Below are 18948 nucleotides of genomic sequence, written 5' to 3' on the forward strand. Positions count from 1 at the left end.
GCTATGCCAAACCGCGCGGAATTGCCACAAGTTGCCAGCACATTCCCGCCAAGTCGAGAGGGCATTGTCGCTTTTGCAACCAAAAGCCCGTTTCCCCGGCGTCATGCAGTTCATAGCGACGGGCGCAGCCCAAGCATCTGGCGTGCCTGCTGCCATGTCGCCACGGGCCGGTTATATTTCGCACATAGATCGACCGTGCGGGCAACAAGTGCCGCGTTGGACGGGGCAAGCGTATGGCGATCCAACCGAACATTGTCCTCCAGCCCTGTGCGGGTATGCCCACCGCGCGCGATGGCCCATTCATTGACCACAATCTGCCCCGCGCCAATGCCTGCGGCACACCACAGCGCATCGGGAGCGTAACGGTTCAGGGTTTCGATATAGAAATCGAGCACACGCTCATCGACCGGCATGGCGTTCTTCACGCCCATCACGAATTGCACATAAAGCGGGCGCGGCAAGCGCCCGTCATCGGCCATGCGCGCGGCCTGAATGACATGCGACAGGTCGAAAGCCTCTATTTCCGGCACCACGGCATGGGCGCGCATTTCCGATGCCAGCCAATCGACCAGATCGGGCGGGTTTTCATAGACGCGCGTGGGAAAGTTGTTCGACCCCACCGCCAATGACGCCATATCGGGCCGCAGCGGCAACATCCCGCCCCGCTCTGCGCCCGCGCCAGACCGCCCACCGGTGGACAGCTGCACGATCATGCCGGGGCAGTGCTGCGCGATCCCCTCCATCAGCGCGGCAAAACGATCCGGGTCGGATGTCGGCGTGCCGTCATCCTTGCGAACGTGGCAATGGGCAATGGCTGCCCCCGCCTCGAACGCGGCATGGGTGCTTTCAACCTGCTCGGCCACGGTGATCGGCACGGCGGGATTATCTGCCTTGCTTGGCACAGAACCGGTGATCGCCACGGCGATGATACAGGGTTGCGTCATATCTGCTGCTTTCTTGGTCATTTTGCGCAATCTGGGTCAGAACGCCGGCGGGATTCAAGCGATTTCGCGCTAGGGGTAAATCGCGCGGTAATGGTCATAGACAGCACGCAAATGCAAATCGCGTAGCCGCGCATCGCCCAAAAACCCGCATAGCGCCCGCGCCCGTGCGGCAATCGCCTTGCATTCGGCGGGGTTGGCCCGCGCCCAATCCAGCTTTTCGTCCAGATCGCTCAGCAAGGGGGCCAGCGGGATGTAATGTTCCCAAGCTCGGATGGCGGCGGAATAGAACAGCTCCCACCCGTCCTCTTCGCGCAGCACCACCGAATTGCTGTCCAGCGCGGGGATGAAATTCGACCCGGTGTCATTGCCACGCATACTTAGGATATAGCGGAACTGGCGCTGCCACGACATTGGTCGCGACGGCTTTACAACATGCCCAACCCCGTGCCGCGCCAGAATACTCGTGATCCGCGCGTCACAGGTCAGGCCCAGATCAAAATCTGGGTTGCCCGCCCGGTCGAACACGGTCCCGAAACGCAGGTTGCGCCGCAACTCTGCAACAATCGGCGCGCCGTCCTGCGCGCTGGGCGCTGTTTCCAGCGCGGCGATCAGATGCATGCAATTCTTGCCACCCGGCGCCAGTGGGCGCGTCCGCCCCGACAGCGCGCCACGCCAGACCACGGCATCGCGCTTTTCTTCAAACGCCAGTGGGTCGGGCGGGGTTTTGCCCAGAAAGCGTTGCGTGCCAAGGTCATGGTAGCGCGGCAAAGGCCAGAGCACGACATTGCGGGCCTCTGGCCTGCGGCAATAGCACAAAACCGGCGCAGGCAGCGGGCGCGCGGGCATGCCCAGATTGCGCGCATCCTGCAAATCCATATGCACCGCCCCGCGCGCGCCGATGACTTGCAAGGCGCGCAGCGCACCAAGATTGCGCAGGGGTTTATGCGCTGTGCCCGTCTCTGCCCAGCGCCCCCAGTTGCGCCGAAAAGGGCCGGGCGCGCCGTTACGGTCCAGCGTGGTGCCGGTGCGGAAATCCGCGCTCAGGAACATGAGCGAGCAGCTCTCGAACCCGCCTTGCCCGAACGGCCCAACACGCGCCACAGACCCTTGCACTAGCTGGTCCAAAACCGTGATTTCACTGTCGGAAAGCCGCGTCATAATGTGCCTGTTGCCCAGATTGCACGACACAGAATGCCCTAAGGCGGTGGCAACGGAAAGCATGGATATAAGGCTGGAGCGGGTAGCGGGAATCGAACCCGCACTTCAGGCTTGGGAAGCCGGCGCGCTACCACTACACCATACCCGCTCTAGCGCCGCAAATAGCACTATTCGCGCAAAGGCCACAAGCCGATTCTGGTGGCCATCGGGGAAAACGCGCTTAGGCGGCCAGCCCCTTGCTGCCCATGTCCAGAAACTTGCGGCGGCGGTCGCGGCGCAGCTTATCGGGGCTTTTGCCGTCCATTTCTGCCAACATGGCGGAAATCGCGCTGCCCACGGCGCGGATGGTGGCGTCCGGGTCGCGCTGCGCGCCGCCCATCGGTTCGGGGATGACCCGGTCGATGACGGCCAGCTTCAGCAGGTCTTGCGCGGTCAGGCGCAGGGCCTCGGCGGCCTCGCGCATTTTCTCGGCGTCTTTCCACAGGATCGACGCGCACCCCTCGGGGCTGATGACCGAATAGACCGAATGCTCCAGCATGGCGATGCGGTTAGCCGTGGCCAATGCCACAGCGCCGCCGGAACCGCCTTCGCCGATGATGACCGACACCATCGGCACCCCCAGCGACAGGCATTTCTGCGTGCAGCGCGCAATGGCCTCGGCCTGTCCGCGTTCTTCTGCCCCCTTGCCGGGATACGCGCCGGGCGTGTCGACCAGCGCCACCACCGGCAGGCGGAACCGGTCGGCCATGTCCATCAGCCGGATTGCCTTGCGGTAGCCTTCGGGCCGGGCCATGCCGAAATTGCGGCGCAACCGGCTTTGCGTGTCATGCCCCTTTTCCTGCCCGATCACCATCACCGGGCGGTCGTTCAGGCGGGCCAACCCGCCGATGATGGCCTCATCCTCTGCAAAGCCCCGGTCGCCTGCAAGTGGCGTGAATTCGTCGAACAGCGTTTCGATATAGCGTTTGCAATGCGGCCGGTCCGGGTGGCGCGCAACTTGGCATTTGCGCCAAGGCGACAGGGCCTTGTACATATCCACCAGCATTTTCTGCGCTTTTGCATCAAGGGCGGCGGCCTCTTTTTCGATCTGCACATCGGGGTTGGCAGCGGCCATGGCGCGCAGCTCTGTGGCCTTGCCTTCGATCTCGGCCAAGGGCTTTTCGAATTCCAGATAGTTCATCGACCCACTCCAACGCAGTTTGAGGGGATATGCGGCATCGGGGCGCGATTTGCAATGCACCAGACGCTCGACCGGCCCAAGGGAATCGGATAGAACAAATAAAGAACATCTGGAATCGTCATGCCTGCCCAACGCCGTATCATCGTGATCTGGCTGCCCCGCCTGCAATCGGACCTGGCCTTGCGCCGGCTGGGGCTGGACGCGCCCTTTGCCGTGGTCGACCGCCAGCGCGGGGCGGAACGGCTGGTCTGCCTGAACGCCCGGGCCGAAGGCTTGGGGCTGGCGCGCGGCATGGGGCTGGCCGATGCGCGGGCACTCTGCCCCGACCTGCTGACCCGGCCCGCCGACCCCTACCGCAGCGCACAGGCGCTTGAATCCCTGCGCCGCTGGGCGCTGCGCTACTGCCCATGGGCTGCGTGCGACGGCACCGATGGGCTGGCGCTGGATATTACCGGCGCGGCACATCTGATGGGCGGCGAGGACGCGCTCATGGACGACCTGCTGGCGCGACTGGCGCGCATGGGGTTCAGCACCTGCGCAGGCCTTGCCGATACGCGCGGCGCGGCTTGGGCTGTGGCGCATGTCGGGCCGGGGGGGATTATACCGCCGGGGGGCACCCCTACCGCGCTTGGGCGGCTGCCCTTGGCGGCGCTGCGGTTGGATGCCAAAACGCTGACAGCACTGGAACGGCTGGGCCTGCGCCATGTGCGCGATCTGGCGCAGATGCCCCGCGCGCCGCTGGCCCGGCGCTTTGGCGCGGGGCTTTTGCAACGGCTGGATCAGGCCATGGGCGATCTGCCCGAACCCATAGCCCCCCCGCCCGCGCCCCCGGTCATGGCGGTGCGCCTGTCGCTGCCCGAGCCCGTCGGCCTGCTGGGCGATCTGCAAGCGGGGCTGGCGCGGTTGCTGGAGCGGTTGTGCCAGCATCTGCACCGGGCCGAACTGGGGGCGCGGCGACTGGTGCTGGACCTGTCGCGCGTTGATGGCCATGCGGTGCGGCTGGAAATCCGGCTGGCGCGCGCCATGCGCGACGCGGGCACAATCGCGCCGCTATTCGACCGCGCGCTGGATGGGGTGGATGCGGGCTTTGGCATAGATGGTATGCGGCTAAGCGCCCCCGACACAGACCCCATGCCCTTGCAACAGGTTACGACCGGCGGCGCACAGGCGCAAGACGATCTGGCCGACCTGCTGTCGCGCCTTGGCAACCGGTTGGGGTTTGAGCATGTTCAACGCCTGCTACCCGCCGACAGCCATATTCCCGAAAAGGCGTTTACCGTGGCGGCGGCGGCCTATAGCGATCCGGCGCAGGACTGGCCGCGCGGCCTGCCCCCGCGTCCGTTGGTGCTGTTTGCGCCCGAACCTATCGTGGGCCATGGGCGCACAGTGCCACGGCGCTTCAAGTGGCGGGGCCAATGGTGGCAGGTCATGGCGGCCAGCGGGCCAGAACGCATTACCCCCGAATGGTGGCTGGATGACCCCAATTGGCGGTCGGGGATGCGCGACTATTGGCGGGTGCAGACCGACCGGGGCGCGCGGCTATGGCTGTTTCACACGCCGCAACGCGACGGCTGGTGCGTTCAGGGCGAATTCGCCTGATCCTCTTCCCCGAACTGGATGGCATAGAGCCGCGCATAGGCCCCGTCTTGCGCCAGAAGAGTGTCATGCGTGCCCTGTTCCACCACGCGCCCGCGGTCCATGACCACGATCTTGTCGGCGCGGCGCACCGTCGATAGCCGGTGCGCGATCACCAGCGTTGTGCGCCCCTGCGCCAGCCGGTCGAGCGCGGATTGCACCAGCGCTTCGGATTTCGCATCAAGCGCGCTTGTCGCTTCGTCCAGCAGCAGGATCGGCGCGTTGCGCAAAAGCGCGCGGGCAATCGCCACGCGCTGACGCTGCCCCCCCGACAGCGACGACCCGCGCGGGCCTGCCAACGTGTCCAGACCCTGCGGCAGGTTCGGCAGAAAATCGGCGACATGCGCATCGGACAAGGCGGCGTGCAGCGCCGTGTCGGACACCTTGCCCGCGCCCAAGGTCACGTTGTCGCGGATGGTTTCATCAAACAGGGCTGAATCCTGGCTGACCACAGAAAACAGGCCCCGCAAGGCCGTAAGGTCGTAGTCGCGCACATCCTGCCCGCCGATCAAAACCTGCCCTGCCTGCACATCGGCCAATCGCGTCAGCAGCGTGAAGATGGTGGTTTTGCCTGCGCCTGAAGGTCCGACAATAGCGGTGGTCTGCCCGGCTTCGGCCACAAGCGACAGACCGCGCAGGACCAAGGTTTCGTCATAGCCGAAGGTGACATCGCGCAATTCCACGCGCGCGGCATCGCGGGCCGGTGGCGTGGCGCGCGGCAGGGCGGGGCTGACAACTTTCGGCACAACCTGCAACAACGCATGGGTGCGTTCCAACGACGCCAGAATGTTCTGCCATTCCGCCGATAGCGCCGACAGCCGCCGCATCGGATCAAACAGCAAGCCCAGCGCGGTGAAGAAAGACATGAATTCCCCCACCGTGCGCGTGCCGTCGATGATCTGGAACCCACCCACGACCAGCACCAGCGCGAAACCGATGGCCGCGCCGAAATCCATCACCGTGCTGACAGAGGCCTGCCCAACGGCCGCACGCGTGGCCTTGCGCGCGAAGCGGTCCATGATCTGGCGAAAGCGGCCAAGTTCCTGCGCTTCGGTGCCGGTCAATTGTATGGTAGAAATACCGTGAAACGCCTCGTCCAGCCGGTTGGAACTGTCGGCGGCCGCCATCCGCGCCTCGCGCGAGCGGCGGCGGATCAACCGCTGGATGGCCAAAATCGGCACCACGATAAGCGGAATCGCCACGACAGCCGCCAGCGTCCATTGCCAAGCGGTCCATAGCGCCACGCCAAGCAACACCACCACAGCGGCCCCATCGCGGCCCAGCCCAGTGATGAACCCGTTAAACACGCGGCGCATACCTTCGGAATCGCCGCGGACGCGTTCGATCAGCACACCGGGCGCGTTGAGCTTGAAAAACGCCTGATCCAGTGTTGCCAGATGCCCCAGCAGCACGGCTTGCAGTTCCGCCGTGGCCTGCTCTGACAGTTTTGCCATGATCGATCTATGCGCCAGCCGCGCCACGCCACGCCCGAAGAACACACAGGCCATGGCCAACGCCACGAACACAACACGCCCCCGGTCGCCCGCAACCAACACGTCGTCAAACATCGGTTGCACAAGGTAGCTGAAGGCCCCCAGCATCCCGGCTTCCAGCACCATGAACACCACGGCAAGGCCAATCCATGGCACCCGCTTTTGGATAAACCGGTCCCATAGCCAGCGTGCAACAACGCGGTCCATACGCGACTGTGCTTTGCGGTTGGGGGCGGGGATATAGGTCAAGTTGCGCTCGGCTTGGGCTGTGATGCGCGTAGCCTTATCGGGTTTTCGCCCTTGGAAACAAGCCCGCTTGTCACCGGCTGAATTGCAGCAAGATACCCGCCTGCCCGCCACGCTGCACGATATCGGCATGGGCACCATCGCCAAATTGCAAAATGACCTGCCCGTTATCGCCGCCCGTCTGGGTCAGATTGGCACTGTGGTTGCGCCCGCGCTGATGGATGATCGCGCGGTTGCCCCCGCCGGACTGAGACAGCCCCGCAGCATGGTTACGCCCGATCTGGCGGATATCGGCACCGGATTTGAGATCGCGGTGCAGCGCGTAAAGCGCAATCGCGGTGTTGAGCGCACGTGCCTCTTGCCCGGTACGGGCGTTTAGCGACAGCGACAGGCTGCCGGCTTGCGCCGATATGGGGGCCAATGCGGTCAGGCCAAGCACGAAGGCAAGCGCGATCTTGTGGGAATGGTGGGTCATCGAATCCGTCCTTTCGTTTGGTGTATTACAGGGTCAGTGCTGAACAGGTCTTGCGCTGGCCGTTGGCCTCTAGTGTCAGGTCAACGGTCAAATCGCGGGCGCGCCCGGTGAAACTGGCCGTGGCCAGAACGCTGCGCTGGCCAGCTTTCAGGTCGAACGCATCGGCTTGGCGCAGGGTGGATCGGCCCGCGCGGCCGCGATGTTCCACTGTCAGGGTATAGGTGCCGCGCATGGCAACGGCTGCTTGCGCCTCGGCCGTCAGGGTCACGGTGCGACCTTGCGAGGAAATGTGCAGCGCGCAGCTTAGCGCATCGGGCTTGGGGTGCGCTTGCGGCGCAGCCAGGCTTGCCGCGCAAGCCGTGGCCGTGATGACCAGTGCCGCGACGGTGTAGGGAATGGCAGACATGACAGGTCTCCTTGACAAGGGCTGTGGCGCGCCGAAGGCCATCCCCCGGCGCGGCCCGGCTAAGAGCACGTCGCGCAAAAGTGGTTCCCGGTTTTGCGCAAAAAGACGTGCGATCATAAAAGGTTAGAGTGGGGCGCGTTGATGCGAATAAACGCGACGCGCTCTAGTCCTGAATAACAACCACGACATTGCCGCTGCCATGTTGTGTCGTGCTCGACGTGTTGCCACGCCCTGCCTGAATGACGCCCACGGCGTTGCGATGGCCCGACTGGGTGACGGTTGCGTCGTTGTCGCGGCCCATCTGCGCGATGCCCACGATACTGCGGCGACCGCTTTGCAGCGTGTCGGCCACGTTGTGGCGCCCCGACTGCCCCACCACGACCCGGTTGCGCGCGCCATCTTGCGTGTTCAGCGACAGGTTGCCACGCCCGCTCTGGGTGATGCTGACACGCTGGTGCCGACCGGTCTGCGCAATGGCCCCGGAATTGTCGCGCCCCCATTGGTCGATCTGAACGCGGTTGGACCCGGCGCTTGCGGGCAGGCTGGACAGCGCGACAACAAGGGCACAAGCGGCGGTGGAAAACTTCAGGATGGTCATGGCGGATGCTCCGTCTGGTTGGGTCTGAACTGGCCCGAGGCTGGGCCGCGATCTGGTCGCAAACCCAAGCTGGGGGCAGACAAGCCCGACGGGCAATATCAGCGCGCGGCCATCCCATTTCAGCCGCCTGCTATTGACTAGCAGAGCGCCAAATCCTTGCTATTCCTGCATTTTCCGGGCCAGCCTGCTAGCCGCCCGCCTTAAGCGCCAAATCGCGGGCAATGGCGAACGCCCCGCGCACGCGCTCTTTCTCGGTGGACCAGTCGCGCTTGACCACGATCTTGTTGTCGCGAATCTTGGCCAGACCCTTCTGGTCCTGCACGAAGGCGACCAGACCTGCGGGGTTGGGAAACTTGTCGTTATGGAACTGGATCGTCGCACCCTTCGGACCGCATTCGAACTTGGCAATGCAGGCGCGCTTGCATTCGGCCTTGATGCGCATGACCGCAAGCAGCGTGTTCACTTCGCGCGGCAATTTGCCGAAACGGTCGATCAATTCGGCGGCAAAGCCTTCCAGCTCGACCTTGCTGGTCAGGGCTGACAGGCGACGGTAAAGCCCAAGGCGCACATCTAGATCGGGCACATAGGGTTCGGGGATCAGCACCGGCACGCCAAGGTTGATCTGCGGCGCCCATTGCCCATCCAGATCATCGACCGAGGCAATCTCACCCGAGCGGATCTTGGAAATCGTTTCCTCCAGCATCTGCTGATACAGCTCGTAGCCGACTTCCTTGATATGGCCTGATTGTTCCTCGCCCAGAATATTCCCGGCGCCGCGCTGGTCCATGTCATGGCTGGCAAGGTTGAACCCGGCGCCAAGGCTGTCAAGGCTGGCCAGCAGCTTCAGCCGCCGCTCGGCCTGCGGTGTCAGCGGCAGGCGCGGCTTGGTTGTCAAAAAGCAATAGGCGCGGGTCTTGGAGCGGCCCACGCGCCCGCGTATCTGGTATAGCTGCGCCAGCCCGAACATGTCGGCGCGGTGCACGATCATGGTGTTGGCGCGCGGAATATCCAGCCCCGACTCGACGATGCTGGTGGCCAGAAGCACGTCATATTTGCCATCGTAAAAGGCGTTCATCCGCTCATCCAGATCGCCCGCCGCCATCTGGCCATTTGCGGTGACGAAGCTGACTTCGGGCACATGGGTGCGCAGGAACTCTTCCAATTCCGGCAAATCGGCAATGCGCGGGGTCACGAAGAATGTCTGCCCGCCGCGGTAATGTTCGCGCAGGATCGCTTCGCGCAGGGTCAGCGTGTCGAATTCCGATACATAGGTGCGGATCGCCAAGCGGTCGACCGGCGGGGTCTGGATGATGGACAGATCGCGCACCCCCGTCAGCGACAGTTGCAGCGTGCGCGGGATGGGCGTGGCGGTCAGCGTCAGCACATGAATGTCGCTGCGCAATTCCTTCAACCGTTCTTTGTGGCTGACACCGAAATGCTGTTCCTCATCAATGACCAGCAAACCCAGATTGGCGAATTTCACCGATTTCGCCAGCAACGCATGGGTGCCGATGACAATATCGACCGTGCCCTTGTTGATCCCCTCGCGCGTGGCGCTGGCCTCTTTGGCAGAGACAAAGCGCGACAAGGGCCGCACATTGACCGGAAAGCCCCGGAACCGGTCGGCGAAGGTTTTGTAATGTTGCCGCGCGAGCAGCGTGGTGGGCGCGATAACCGCCACCTGCACCCCCGACATGGCGGCAATGAACGCCGCGCGCATGGCGACTTCGGTTTTGCCAAAGCCCACATCGCCCACCACCAGCCGGTCCATCGGGCGGCCAGATTCGAAATCCGACACCACATCGGCAATGGCGTTCAACTGGTCATCGGTTTCGGCATAGGGGAACCGCGCAAGAAATTCGTCCCACAGCCCGTCGGGCGCGGTGAATTCGGGCGCGCGGCGCAACTGGCGTTCGGCGGCAATGCGGATCAGCTTGTCGGCAATCTCGCGGATGCGCTGCTTCAGCTTGGCTTTCTTGGCCTGCCACGCGCCGCCGCCCAGCTTGTCAAGCAAGCCTTCTTCATGCCCATAGCGCGACAGAAGTTCGATGTTTTCCACAGGCAGGAACAACCGGTCGCCACCGGCATATTCCAGCGCGATACATTCATGCGGCGCCCCCATGGCGGTGATGGTTTCCAACCCCGTGTAGCGGCCCACGCCATGGTCAACATGCACGATCAGGTCGCCGGGGCTAAGGGTCTGCGCTTCGGTCAGGAAATTCTCGGCCCGTTTGCGGCGTGACTTGCGGCTGACAAGCCGGTCACCCAAAACGTCCTGTTCAGAAATCACAGTCAGTTCGGGCGCTTCAAACCCGGCTTCCAGCGGCCAGATGGTCAGATACAGCCCGTTTGGCTTGGCCTGCATATCGCGCAAGGTAGCGATATCTTCGGCTGCGCCCGCGCCATGGTCTTCCAGCAGGCCGCGCAACCGTTCGCGCGCCCCTTCCGAGTGGCTGGCCAAAACCACCGCCCCCGCCTTGCGCCGCGCGGCGATATGGGCGGCCAAAGCATCGAACACATTGGCGCCCGACTGGCGTTCCGGGGCAAAACTGCGCCCCATGCGCCCGCCTGCATCCAGCACGCCCGGCCCCGGCGCGGCGGGTGCCGCTTGCAGGCGGATCACGCGGCGCGGGGACAGGGCCGCATCCCATGCCGCCCCATCCAGATACAGCAATTCCGGAGGACAGGGCTTGTAGACCGTATCCATCCGGCCTTTTGCGCCCATCGCCTCGCGGCGGGCATCATATTGGTCTGCAATGCTGTCCCAACGCGCGGCGCGCAGCGCATCCAGCCCCTCGTCCAGCATCAACGCGGCGCTGGGCAGATAGTCGAACAAGGTTGCCATTTTTGCGTGGAAGAAAGGCAGCCAATGTTCCATGCCCTGATGCTTGCGGCCCGCGCTGACAGCTTCATAAAGCGGGTCGTCATTGCCCACCGCGCCGAATTCCACCCGGTAATTCTGCCGGAAGCGGGTGATCGCGGGCGGGTCGAGGATGATCTCTGACACCGGCGCGAATTCCACCCTTTGCAGTTTTTCAAGGCTGCGCTGCGTGGCCGGGTCGAAGCGGCGCGCGCCATCCAGCACATCGCCGAACAGGTCTAGTCGCACCGGGCCGGATTCGCCCGGCGGGTAGATGTCGAAAATCCCGCCGCGTATGGCATAGTCGCCGGGTTCGGACACCGTGGGCGCTTGCGAAAACCCCATCCGCACCAGCCAGTCGCGCAAGGCGCTTTCATCCAGCCGGTGGCCGACAGTTGCCTGAAACGACGCCCCCGCCACGACCGCTGTTGCGGGAACACATTGCATGGCCGCCGACAATGTCGTGAGCACGATGAACTGCCCCGGAACGCCATGCGCCAATGCCGCCAGCGTGGCCATACGCGCCGCCGATATGTCGGGATTGGGCGAGACCCGGTCAAATGGCAGGCAGTCCCATGCCGGAAAGCGCAACACCGTCAATTCGGGCGCGGCAAAGGCCAGCGCCTGAGCCATCGCCTCTGCCCGCTTGTCATCGCGCGCGACATGGATCAGGGCATCGCCGCCGCGGGCCAGTTCGCGTTTCAGCAAGGTGGCATCATAGCCTTCGGGCGCGCCGCCCATGATTATCCGGGAAGGGGCATTGGTCATAGGTCTGGCACAAATCCTTGGCAGATGGTCACAAAACGCGCTGCGACCAGAACATGGGGAAGATGCGGTGTCACAGCCCCAGAACAGAGGCCGTCATGACATGCAACATACCCCAGACCGCCGTGACGAAAATAGCGACCAGACCCACAAGCTGTATCCAAAGCCTGTGGCGCAGCAAGGCGCGCTGCAAACGGGCGTCACGCATCCTGTCATGTTCGATCCGAAAGGCAAGCCGCAAGGTCAGCAACTGTGTCAGCGTCAGGGGCAGGAACAGCAGGAACACCGCCTGCGCGAATTCCATCGCATAGCCGAACGCCATAATGCAAACTGTTGTCAGCACCATGACCTGAAAGCCCAGCACCCAATGGCCTGCCCGCCGCACGACGACCAAGCGGCGGCGCACGAAAATGCCAACCAAGGTGTTCAGGTCTTCCGCCGCTTGTCCGCCGGTGCGACGCGCTTTGACGATCAGGTCAAAAGGCGCGCCCATCACATTCTGCGACACAGAGGACCACGCCAGCGCCAGAATGATCCAGAACCAGACCGACGAGAACGACCGCATGTCGATCAGTTCGAATATGTTCTCCAGAATGACCAAGGCGCGACACTTTCACAGCTTTCCGCAATTCCGGTTAGCGACTGTCCGGGTGTTTTGCAATCCCGCCCCGGTTGCGACTACGCGGCGCCACGCCGCTGCGCAGTCTGCCCAATGGTTGCGCTACCAAAGCAAGATTGCGCTAACGCCCGACAAACACACAGTTTTCGCCCTTTTTTTGCCCTTACCCCATCGGTATACCGCTGGCAACCAGCTTGCGGAGAGACGATCATGACCATCACCATCGGGATCAATGGCTTTGGGCGCATCGGGCGCTGCACGCTTGCACATATCGCCGAAAGCGCGCGCAACGATGTCGAGGTGGTGAAGATCAACGCCACCGGCCCGATCGAAACCAACGCGCATCTGCTGAAATACGACAGCGTGCATGGCCGCTTCCCCGGCAGTATCCGGGTCGAGGGAGACACGCTGGATCTGGGTCGTGGCCCGATCAAGGTTATGTCCACCTACGACCCGCAGGAACTGGACTGGGAAGGCGTGGACGTGGTGCTGGAATGCACCGGCCAGTTCAACGCGCGCGACAAGGCTGCCGTGCATCTGGACCGTGGGGCCAGCCGGGTTCTGGTGTCTGCCCCGGCCAAGAACGCGGATGCGACCATCGTTTACGGGGTGAACCACCGCAGCTTGCTGAGCGAGCATCTGGTTGTGTCCAACGGTTCTTGCACCACGAACTGTCTGGCACCGCTGGCAAAGGTTTTGAATGACGCCATCGGGATAGAGGCGGGCATCATGACCACGGTGCACAGCTACACGGGCGATCAGCCAACGCTGGACCGCCGCCACAAGGATCTGTATCGCGCCCGTGCCGCCGCCATGGCGATGATCCCCACCTCGACCGGTGCGGCGAAAGCGCTTGGCGAGGTGCTGCCGGAACTGGCGGGCAAGCTAGACGGCACCGCTTTGCGCGTGCCGACCCCCAATGTCAGCGCCGTGGACCTGACCTTTCAGGCCGGTCGCGATGTGACCGTGGCAGAAGTGAACGACATCGTGCGCAAAGCCGCCGAAGGGTCCATGGGCGCGGTTCTGGCCTATGACCCGGAACCGAAAGTCTCGATCGACTTCAACCACACCCCGCATTCCTCCATCTTCGCGCCCGACCAGACCAAGGTTGTTGGCGGTCGCACCGTGCGCGTGCTGGCATGGTATGACAATGAATGGGGCTTTTCGTGCCGCATGGCCGATGTCGCCGCCGCGATGGGGCGGTTGATCCACTAATCGTGCCAAAGACAACGGCGCCGGCGCGCCTTGGGCCGCGCCGGATTTTCCTTTGGGGTCAGCGCGTGGCCTAGGCTTTCGCCAAGGCCCGCGCGCCTTCTATGGTCAACCCCGGCGAGAGCGCGTCCGGGTCCAGCACCAATTCGATGACCGCAGGCACACCGGCGTTTAGCGCGCGGTCCAATGCGGGCGCGAATTCCTCGGTCGCACGCACGCATTCGCCATGCCCACCGTATGCCTGCACCAGCGCCGCATAATCCGGGTTAAAAAGTTGCGTGCCGCTCACCCGCCCCGGATAAGTCTTTTCCTGATGCATCCGGATCGTGCCATATTGGCCATTGTTGCAAACGATCACCACCACATTCGCCCCGTATTGGCGCGCGGTGGACAGCTCGTTCAACGTCATCTGGAAATCGCCATCGCCTGCCACGCAGACCACGGCGCGGTCGGGGTGTTCCAGCTTGGCCGCAATCGAGGCCGGAAAGCCATACCCCATGGACCCCGATGTGGGCGCCAAATTGCCGGGAAAGGCCCGGGCGCGGAAATAGCGGTGCAGAAACGCCGCGAAATTGCCCGCGCCATTGGTCACGATCGCGTCATCCGGCAGCAGGTCGGACAGACGGCTGAGCACCTGTTCCAGCTTCACATCGCCCGGTGTTTCGCGCGGGGTGATCCAGTCCAGATAGTCGGCGCGCGCGGATTTGGTCCATGCCGACCAATCAGGCCGCGCGGGCGCGTCGCGGCGGGCCAGCCGCGCCAGCACATCGACCGCGGGTGCCACCAGCCCCAGATCGGGGCGGAACACGCGGCCAAGCTCATCCGGGTCGGGGTGAATGTGGATGATCGCCTTGCCGGGGGCTGCCGGGTCAACATGCTGGTAACTGCCTGTCGCAATATCGCCCAGCCGCGCGCCAATGACCAACAGGCAATCAGCGTCTCGCAGGCGCTGACCAAGCTTTGGGTTCATGCCAACCGACAAATCGCCCGCGTAATTCGGGTGGCGGTTGTCGATCCGGTCCATCCGCCGGAAGGTGGCACACACCGGCAGGCCGAACCCTTCGGCAAAGCGCGCCAAGTCTTGTGCCGCCTGCGACGACCAGACCGACCCGCCCGCGATAACCAAGGGGCGTTCGGCCCGGCACAGCATGTCCAGAACCGCGTCGATCTGCTCGCCGCAAACAGAGGGCGGCATGGGGGCGACGGGCGGCAAATCGGGCACATCGGCGCGCGCCGATAGCATGTTTTCGGGCAGCGCCAGCACCACCGGGCCGGGGCGGCCCGATTGCGCAACATGAAAGGCACGGCTGATATATTCGGGCAATCGGTCGGTCTGGTCCACTTCTGCCGCCCATTTGGCAAGCGGCCCGAATACAGCGCGGTAATCGACCTCTTGGAATGCCTCGCGGTCGCGGTGGCGCGTGTCGATCTGCCCCACGAACAAGATAAGCGGCGTCGAATCCTGCTTGGCCACATGAATGCCGCTTGACCCGTTCGTGGCCCCCGGCCCGCGCGTGACAAAGGCAACGCCCGGCTGCCCGGTCAGCTTGGCATGGGCTTCGGCCATCATCACGGCCCCACCTTCGTGGCGGCAGACGATGTTCTCGATGCCCGACTCGTGCAGCCCGTCCAGCGCCGCCAGAAAACTTTCGCCTGGCACGGAAAACACCCGCCGCACGCCTTGCGCTTTCAACTGGTCCACAAGAATCTGTCCGCCATGGCGTAGGGTCATGTTCTGCTCCGGTCTGGTTTGGCCCAAACCTGCGGCAAAGCCTGCAAAGGTGCAAGCGGGTTGCTTTTGGCAAGTCGTCTCTTAGCTAAGCCGTAACAAGGAAAGGAAAACCATGAGTGAATTGACCCTGATGGGCCTGTGCGGATCGTTGCGGGCCGACAGCTTCAACCGCAAACTGATGCATGCGGCAGCCAGATCGTTCGGGCCTGCGCAATTTGTCGAAGGCGATCTGAACCTGCCGCTGTTCAACGAAGATGTGGAAGCGCAAGGGATGCCCGAAGCTGTCACCCGCCTGAAAGAGCAGGTCAAGGCCGCCGATGCCGTTGTGATCGCCTGCCCCGAATACAACAAGGCCCCACCGGGTGTGCTGAAAAACGCGCTCGACTGGATCAGCCGGGGTGGTCAGCCATGGACCGGCAAGCCGGTGGCGCTTGTTTCCGCCGCTGGGGGCCGCGCAGGCGGCGAGCGCACGCAATTTGCGCTGCGCCTGATGATGGTGCCGTTTCGTCCGCTGATCCTGCAAGGGCCGGAAGTTCTGGTCGCCAGCCCCAAGGACCATTTCGACACACAAGGCGCATTGATAACCGAAACCTACCAAAAGCTGCTGGATGAATTGATGGCCAGCTTGCGTGCGGCGGCAGAAGGGCGGCGCGCCTAGCCCGCGTTGAACCCGGTCTGCACGGCGGCCTCGGCTTGCAGGGCCAAGGCCTTGCGGGTTGTGCCGGGCGTGCAAAAGATCGGGGCATGGCACAGAACCGTCACATGCCCTTGGCGGGCCTGCCCCAGCACGCGCAGGAAATGGCGTGCAAAATCCATCCCACCCCACCAGCCGTAAAAACGCGGGTCGGCCCCGTCAGGCGCGTGGTAGCGCAACGATACGGGCTGCACGGCCATATCGCGCGGCATGTCGGGTGCCAGAAAAGCCTGAAACAACGTGGCCTTGAACGGCAGCACCAAGGTGCTGTCGGTGCTGGTGCCTTCGGGGAAGAACACCAGCCGGTGCCCACGCCGGAACTCTGCCGCCAGCAGACGAGTCTGGGCGGTCGCATCGCGCCTGTCGCGGCGGATGAAAACGGTCCCCGCTAGCCGGGCAAGCAAACCGATACCGGGCCAGCCCGCGACCTCTGCCTTGGCCACGAATTGCACCGGCGCGCGCGCATTCAGCACGAAAATATCCAGCCATGACGCATGATTGGCGACCAAAGCGCCATCCCCCGCCATGACCGTGCCGCGACAATCGCTGCGCAGCCCGATGACCCATAGCAAGAAGCGGCAATAGCCCTGCACTACACGCGGCGTGAAGCGGCGCGCCCCGGAATGGATGACGGTCTCTGCCGCGCGGGCAAGGCCTAAAGCCAGCAAGGCCGGCACCAGCCCCAGCGCCAGCAGCGCGAAGCGCAGCATCGCGCGTGCGCGCTGACGCGGGGTCAGCCCCATATCGGGCGGGGGGATGTGCGAGTCCCAAGTGCTCATGGCGCGCGCCGGATCAGGGTCTGCGCTTGCGCGCTAAGACGCGCGGCATCTAGAATGATGCACACATCGGTCGTGTTGAACGCACGGTCCACGAAAGCGCCCTCTCCGATATAAGCGCCAAGGCGCAGGTAGCTCCGGATCAGCGGCGGGATTGCGCGTTGCGCCGCGCGCATATTTAGTTGCCCTAGCGGAACAAGATATTCCAGCCTGCAGGGTATTGAGTTCACCCGCAAATTCGCCGGAGCAAGATGCGTATGGTGCAGCCAACTGAGCGGTTGCGCCAAGCCAGACAGGTCCGTTCCGGGAAAGCTGGCCGCCCCGAACAGAATCTCGGCCCCGCGGTCCATGGCATAGGCGGCAACGGCCTGCCACATCAGCATCATCGCAAGCCCGCCGCGATAAGCCGGGTCCACACAAGAACGCCCCAGTTCCAGCATCCGCTTGCCAGAGCGGCGCAGCACCGTCAGGTCAAATTCCCCGTCGCAATAAAACCGACCATCCGGCCCAAGACGGTCCCATGGTAACAGGCGATACACCCCCACGACCTGCCCGTCGCGGTCTTTGTCAATCAGCAGCAGATGGTCGAAATACGGGTCGAACGCGTCTTTCTCCAGCGCGGCATCATGGTCCACAAAAGGCCCGTCACCGCCCAGTTCATCCACGAAAACACGGTAGCGCAAAGCTTGCGCGGCGCGCAGATCCGCCGGGCTGGTCGCCAGCCGCGTCGTCAAGCTGCCCGAGCGTATCCGCGAATCTGCCCCTGCCCCCATGCCACCGTTCCTAATCTTACCAAGCCGCTCGCGCTTACTGCAAAGCGCCCAACCGCTTCAAGGGAAACAGTTTGTTTCGCATCGCGGCGTTGAGAACACGCAAAGGTTGTCTATCCTTCATCCGAAAGGCTCCAAACTACTTCTAGTGGAATTATGGCTGCGTTAATGACCTGTTTGCCAGTCTCTGCGAAATTGACCGTGACCATATCACCCACCCGTGATTGGACCTGCCCCAGCCCCCAATCGGGATGGGCCGGACTGCGCACGAACATACCAGGCTCTAAAATATGATGCGACATTGCAATCTGTCTCCCAGCGCCCAAGACGAAGGGCAACCAGTTTCGGCACCCGACCTGCCCGCGCTGATCGCAGCGCGAATCTGTCATGACCTTATCAGCCCCTTGGGGGCCATAGGCAATGGGGTGGAACTGCTGGAATTGTCCGAAACAACCGCAGGGCCAGAGCTTGCGCTGGTGCGTGACAGTGTGCAACAGGCGCAAACCCGCATACGGCTGTTCCGCATTGCCTTTGGCAACGTCGGCGCCGATCAGACAATCGGGGCCGAAGAACTGCGCACGGTTTTGCGGGATTACAGCGCACAGCTTCGGTTCGAGCTGGATTGGCCGCCACAGCCATACCAACCCAAACCGCTGGTCAAACTGGGGCTGCTGGCGTTGCTATGTATAGAAACCGCGCTGCCGCATGGGGGGCAAGCCCAGTTTCGTCTGTCACAAGAGGGGCTGCATATCGTGGCGCAAAGCGACCGGTTGAAACTGGATGATGGGCTATGGTCCGCCCTTGGCGGAACCGTGCCATGGCCGGACAGTCTGCGGGCAGCCCATGTCCAGTTCCCGGCGCTGGCGCAAAGCGTCGCAGCCGCGCATTTGACCCTGCGAGTCCGAACGGAACCAGACAGCATAAACTTGCAGATAAGCGCCGATTGAACCTGCCTTCGCGCCACACCTGTTCTGACCGGATGACAGTTTCGAAAAAGCTGGTAAGCTGACAGGACTAGGAATTCGGGCATGTCCCGGGAAGGAGAGCAGATGACAAAATTCGCAAGCATAGCCATTCTGGCCGCTTCCGTGGCCCTTGCGGGCTGCCAGATGACCTCGAACGAGCGTGAGATCGCAAGTGGCGTGATGGGCGCAGCCGGCGGCTTGGCCGTGGCCAGCCTTTTGGGCGGCAACACCAATTGGAAGATCTTGGGCACTGTTGCGGGTGCCGCAGCAGGCACCTTGCTGGCGCGCAACACCGAAACCGGCACCTGTGCCTATGCACGCGGCGACGGCACCTATTACGAGGCAGCCTGCCCGTAACTTGAACGGCCTACCCGAAATGGCAAAAGGCCCCGCCTGCGCGGGGCCTTTCTTGTTGTGAAG

The 18948-nt window shown here is 63.5% G+C and carries 18 protein-coding genes and 1 tRNA gene; 5 read left to right on the forward strand and 14 right to left on the reverse strand.

Annotated elements, in window-relative coordinates; all coding sequences use genetic code 11:
- Positions 1-110 precede the first annotated feature (110 nt).
- From AWT76_RS13750 to AWT76_RS13765, 4 genes are all read right to left on the reverse strand, one after another.
- Complete coding sequence (locus AWT76_RS13750) at positions 111-944, reverse strand: 3-oxoadipate:acetyl-CoA acetyltransferase (RefSeq protein ID WP_072247727.1); 834 nt, start codon at positions 942-944, stop codon at positions 111-113.
- 69 nt (positions 945-1013) lie between these two features.
- Positions 1014-2102: a glycosyl transferase family 90 gene (locus tag AWT76_RS13755; protein ID WP_072246847.1), complete on the reverse strand. Its 1089-nt coding sequence runs from the start codon at positions 2100-2102 to the stop codon at positions 1014-1016.
- A 74-nt stretch (positions 2103-2176) separates the two neighbouring features.
- Positions 2177-2250, reverse strand: a tRNA-Gly gene (locus AWT76_RS13760).
- 72 nt (positions 2251-2322) lie between these two features.
- The gene (locus AWT76_RS13765; RefSeq protein ID WP_072246848.1) at positions 2323-3282 is read right to left on the reverse strand and encodes an acetyl-CoA carboxylase carboxyltransferase subunit alpha; all 960 of its coding nucleotides are present in this window, start codon (positions 3280-3282) and stop codon (positions 2323-2325) included.
- 120 nt (positions 3283-3402) lie between these two features.
- On the opposite strand from AWT76_RS13765, the gene AWT76_RS13770 reads away from it, so the two are divergent.
- Positions 3403-4881, forward strand: coding sequence for a Y-family DNA polymerase (locus AWT76_RS13770; RefSeq protein WP_072246849.1), 1479 nt, complete (start codon positions 3403-3405; stop codon positions 4879-4881).
- On the opposite strand, the gene AWT76_RS13775 is transcribed toward AWT76_RS13770, so the two are convergent.
- The 6 genes from AWT76_RS13775 to AWT76_RS13800 form a co-directional block, all read right to left on the reverse strand.
- Entirely contained in the window at positions 4863-6617 is a 1755-nt protein-coding gene (locus tag AWT76_RS13775; RefSeq protein WP_072246850.1) for an ABC transporter ATP-binding protein, read from the reverse strand. The genes AWT76_RS13770 and AWT76_RS13775 overlap by 19 nt on opposite strands.
- Before the next feature lie 112 nt (positions 6618-6729).
- Positions 6730-7131 (reverse strand): hypothetical protein, encoded by a 402-nt coding sequence (locus AWT76_RS13780; RefSeq protein ID WP_072246851.1) that lies wholly within the window; start codon positions 7129-7131, stop codon positions 6730-6732.
- Positions 7132-7156: 25 nt separating this feature from the next.
- A complete protein-coding gene (csgH, locus tag AWT76_RS13785) occupies positions 7157-7537 on the reverse strand; it encodes a curli-like amyloid fiber formation chaperone CsgH (RefSeq protein WP_072246852.1) in 381 nt (126 codons plus the stop codon).
- A 163-nt stretch (positions 7538-7700) separates the two neighbouring features.
- On the reverse strand, positions 7701-8135 hold the full coding sequence (locus tag AWT76_RS13790; protein WP_072246853.1) for a hypothetical protein: 435 nt from the start codon (positions 8133-8135) through the stop codon (positions 7701-7703).
- Between the two features lie 187 nt (positions 8136-8322).
- On the reverse strand, positions 8323-11763 hold the full coding sequence (gene mfd, locus AWT76_RS13795; protein ID WP_072246854.1) for a transcription-repair coupling factor: 3441 nt from the start codon (positions 11761-11763) through the stop codon (positions 8323-8325).
- 70 nt (positions 11764-11833) lie between these two features.
- Entirely contained in the window at positions 11834-12361 is a 528-nt protein-coding gene (locus AWT76_RS13800; protein WP_082700215.1) for a hypothetical protein, read from the reverse strand.
- Between the two features lie 228 nt (positions 12362-12589).
- On the opposite strand from AWT76_RS13800, the gene gap reads away from it, so the two are divergent.
- Positions 12590-13594 carry a type I glyceraldehyde-3-phosphate dehydrogenase gene (gene gap, locus AWT76_RS13805; RefSeq protein ID WP_072246855.1) on the forward strand — a complete coding sequence of 335 codons (1005 nt, stop codon included), beginning with the start codon at positions 12590-12592 and terminating at the stop codon, positions 13592-13594.
- Between the two features lie 70 nt (positions 13595-13664).
- On the opposite strand, the gene AWT76_RS13810 is transcribed toward gap, so the two are convergent.
- A complete protein-coding gene (locus AWT76_RS13810; protein WP_072246856.1) occupies positions 13665-15323 on the reverse strand; it encodes a thiamine pyrophosphate-binding protein in 1659 nt (552 codons plus the stop codon).
- 112 nt (positions 15324-15435) lie between these two features.
- Here AWT76_RS13810 and AWT76_RS13815 point away from each other — a divergent pair, with 112 nt between their 5' ends.
- Positions 15436-15981 (forward strand): NADPH-dependent FMN reductase, encoded by a 546-nt coding sequence (locus AWT76_RS13815; RefSeq protein ID WP_072246857.1) that lies wholly within the window; start codon positions 15436-15438, stop codon positions 15979-15981.
- Here the strand turns inward: AWT76_RS13815 and olsA are convergent.
- The 3 genes from olsA to AWT76_RS13830 all read right to left on the reverse strand — a co-directional run bounded on the left by olsA (position 15978) and on the right by AWT76_RS13830 (position 17865).
- A complete protein-coding gene (gene olsA, locus AWT76_RS13820; protein ID WP_072246858.1) occupies positions 15978-16796 on the reverse strand; it encodes a lyso-ornithine lipid O-acyltransferase in 819 nt (272 codons plus the stop codon). The two genes, AWT76_RS13815 and olsA, sit on opposite strands and share 4 nt — an antisense overlap.
- Entirely contained in the window at positions 16793-17566 is a 774-nt protein-coding gene (locus tag AWT76_RS13825) for a GNAT family N-acetyltransferase (protein WP_072246859.1), read from the reverse strand. The genes olsA and AWT76_RS13825 overlap by 4 nt, the downstream gene beginning before the upstream one ends.
- A gap of 110 nt (positions 17567-17676) precedes the next feature.
- A complete protein-coding gene (locus AWT76_RS13830) occupies positions 17677-17865 on the reverse strand; it encodes a DUF3553 domain-containing protein (protein ID WP_072246860.1) in 189 nt (62 codons plus the stop codon).
- Here AWT76_RS13830 and AWT76_RS13835 point away from each other — a divergent pair.
- Both AWT76_RS13835 and AWT76_RS13840 read left to right on the forward strand, forming a co-directional pair.
- Complete coding sequence (locus tag AWT76_RS13835; protein ID WP_082700216.1) at positions 17854-18510, forward strand: histidine phosphotransferase family protein; 657 nt, start codon at positions 17854-17856, stop codon at positions 18508-18510. The two genes, AWT76_RS13830 and AWT76_RS13835, sit on opposite strands and share 12 nt — an antisense overlap.
- Positions 18511-18612: 102 nt before the next feature.
- Positions 18613-18885, forward strand: coding sequence for a glycine zipper 2TM domain-containing protein (locus tag AWT76_RS13840; protein ID WP_072246861.1), 273 nt, complete (start codon positions 18613-18615; stop codon positions 18883-18885).
- Positions 18886-18948: the final 63 nt, after the last annotated feature.

It is taken from the genome of Roseibaca calidilacus (assembly GCF_001517585.1).
In the GTDB taxonomy this organism is placed as follows: Bacteria; Pseudomonadota; Alphaproteobacteria; order Rhodobacterales; family Rhodobacteraceae; genus Roseinatronobacter; species Roseinatronobacter calidilacus.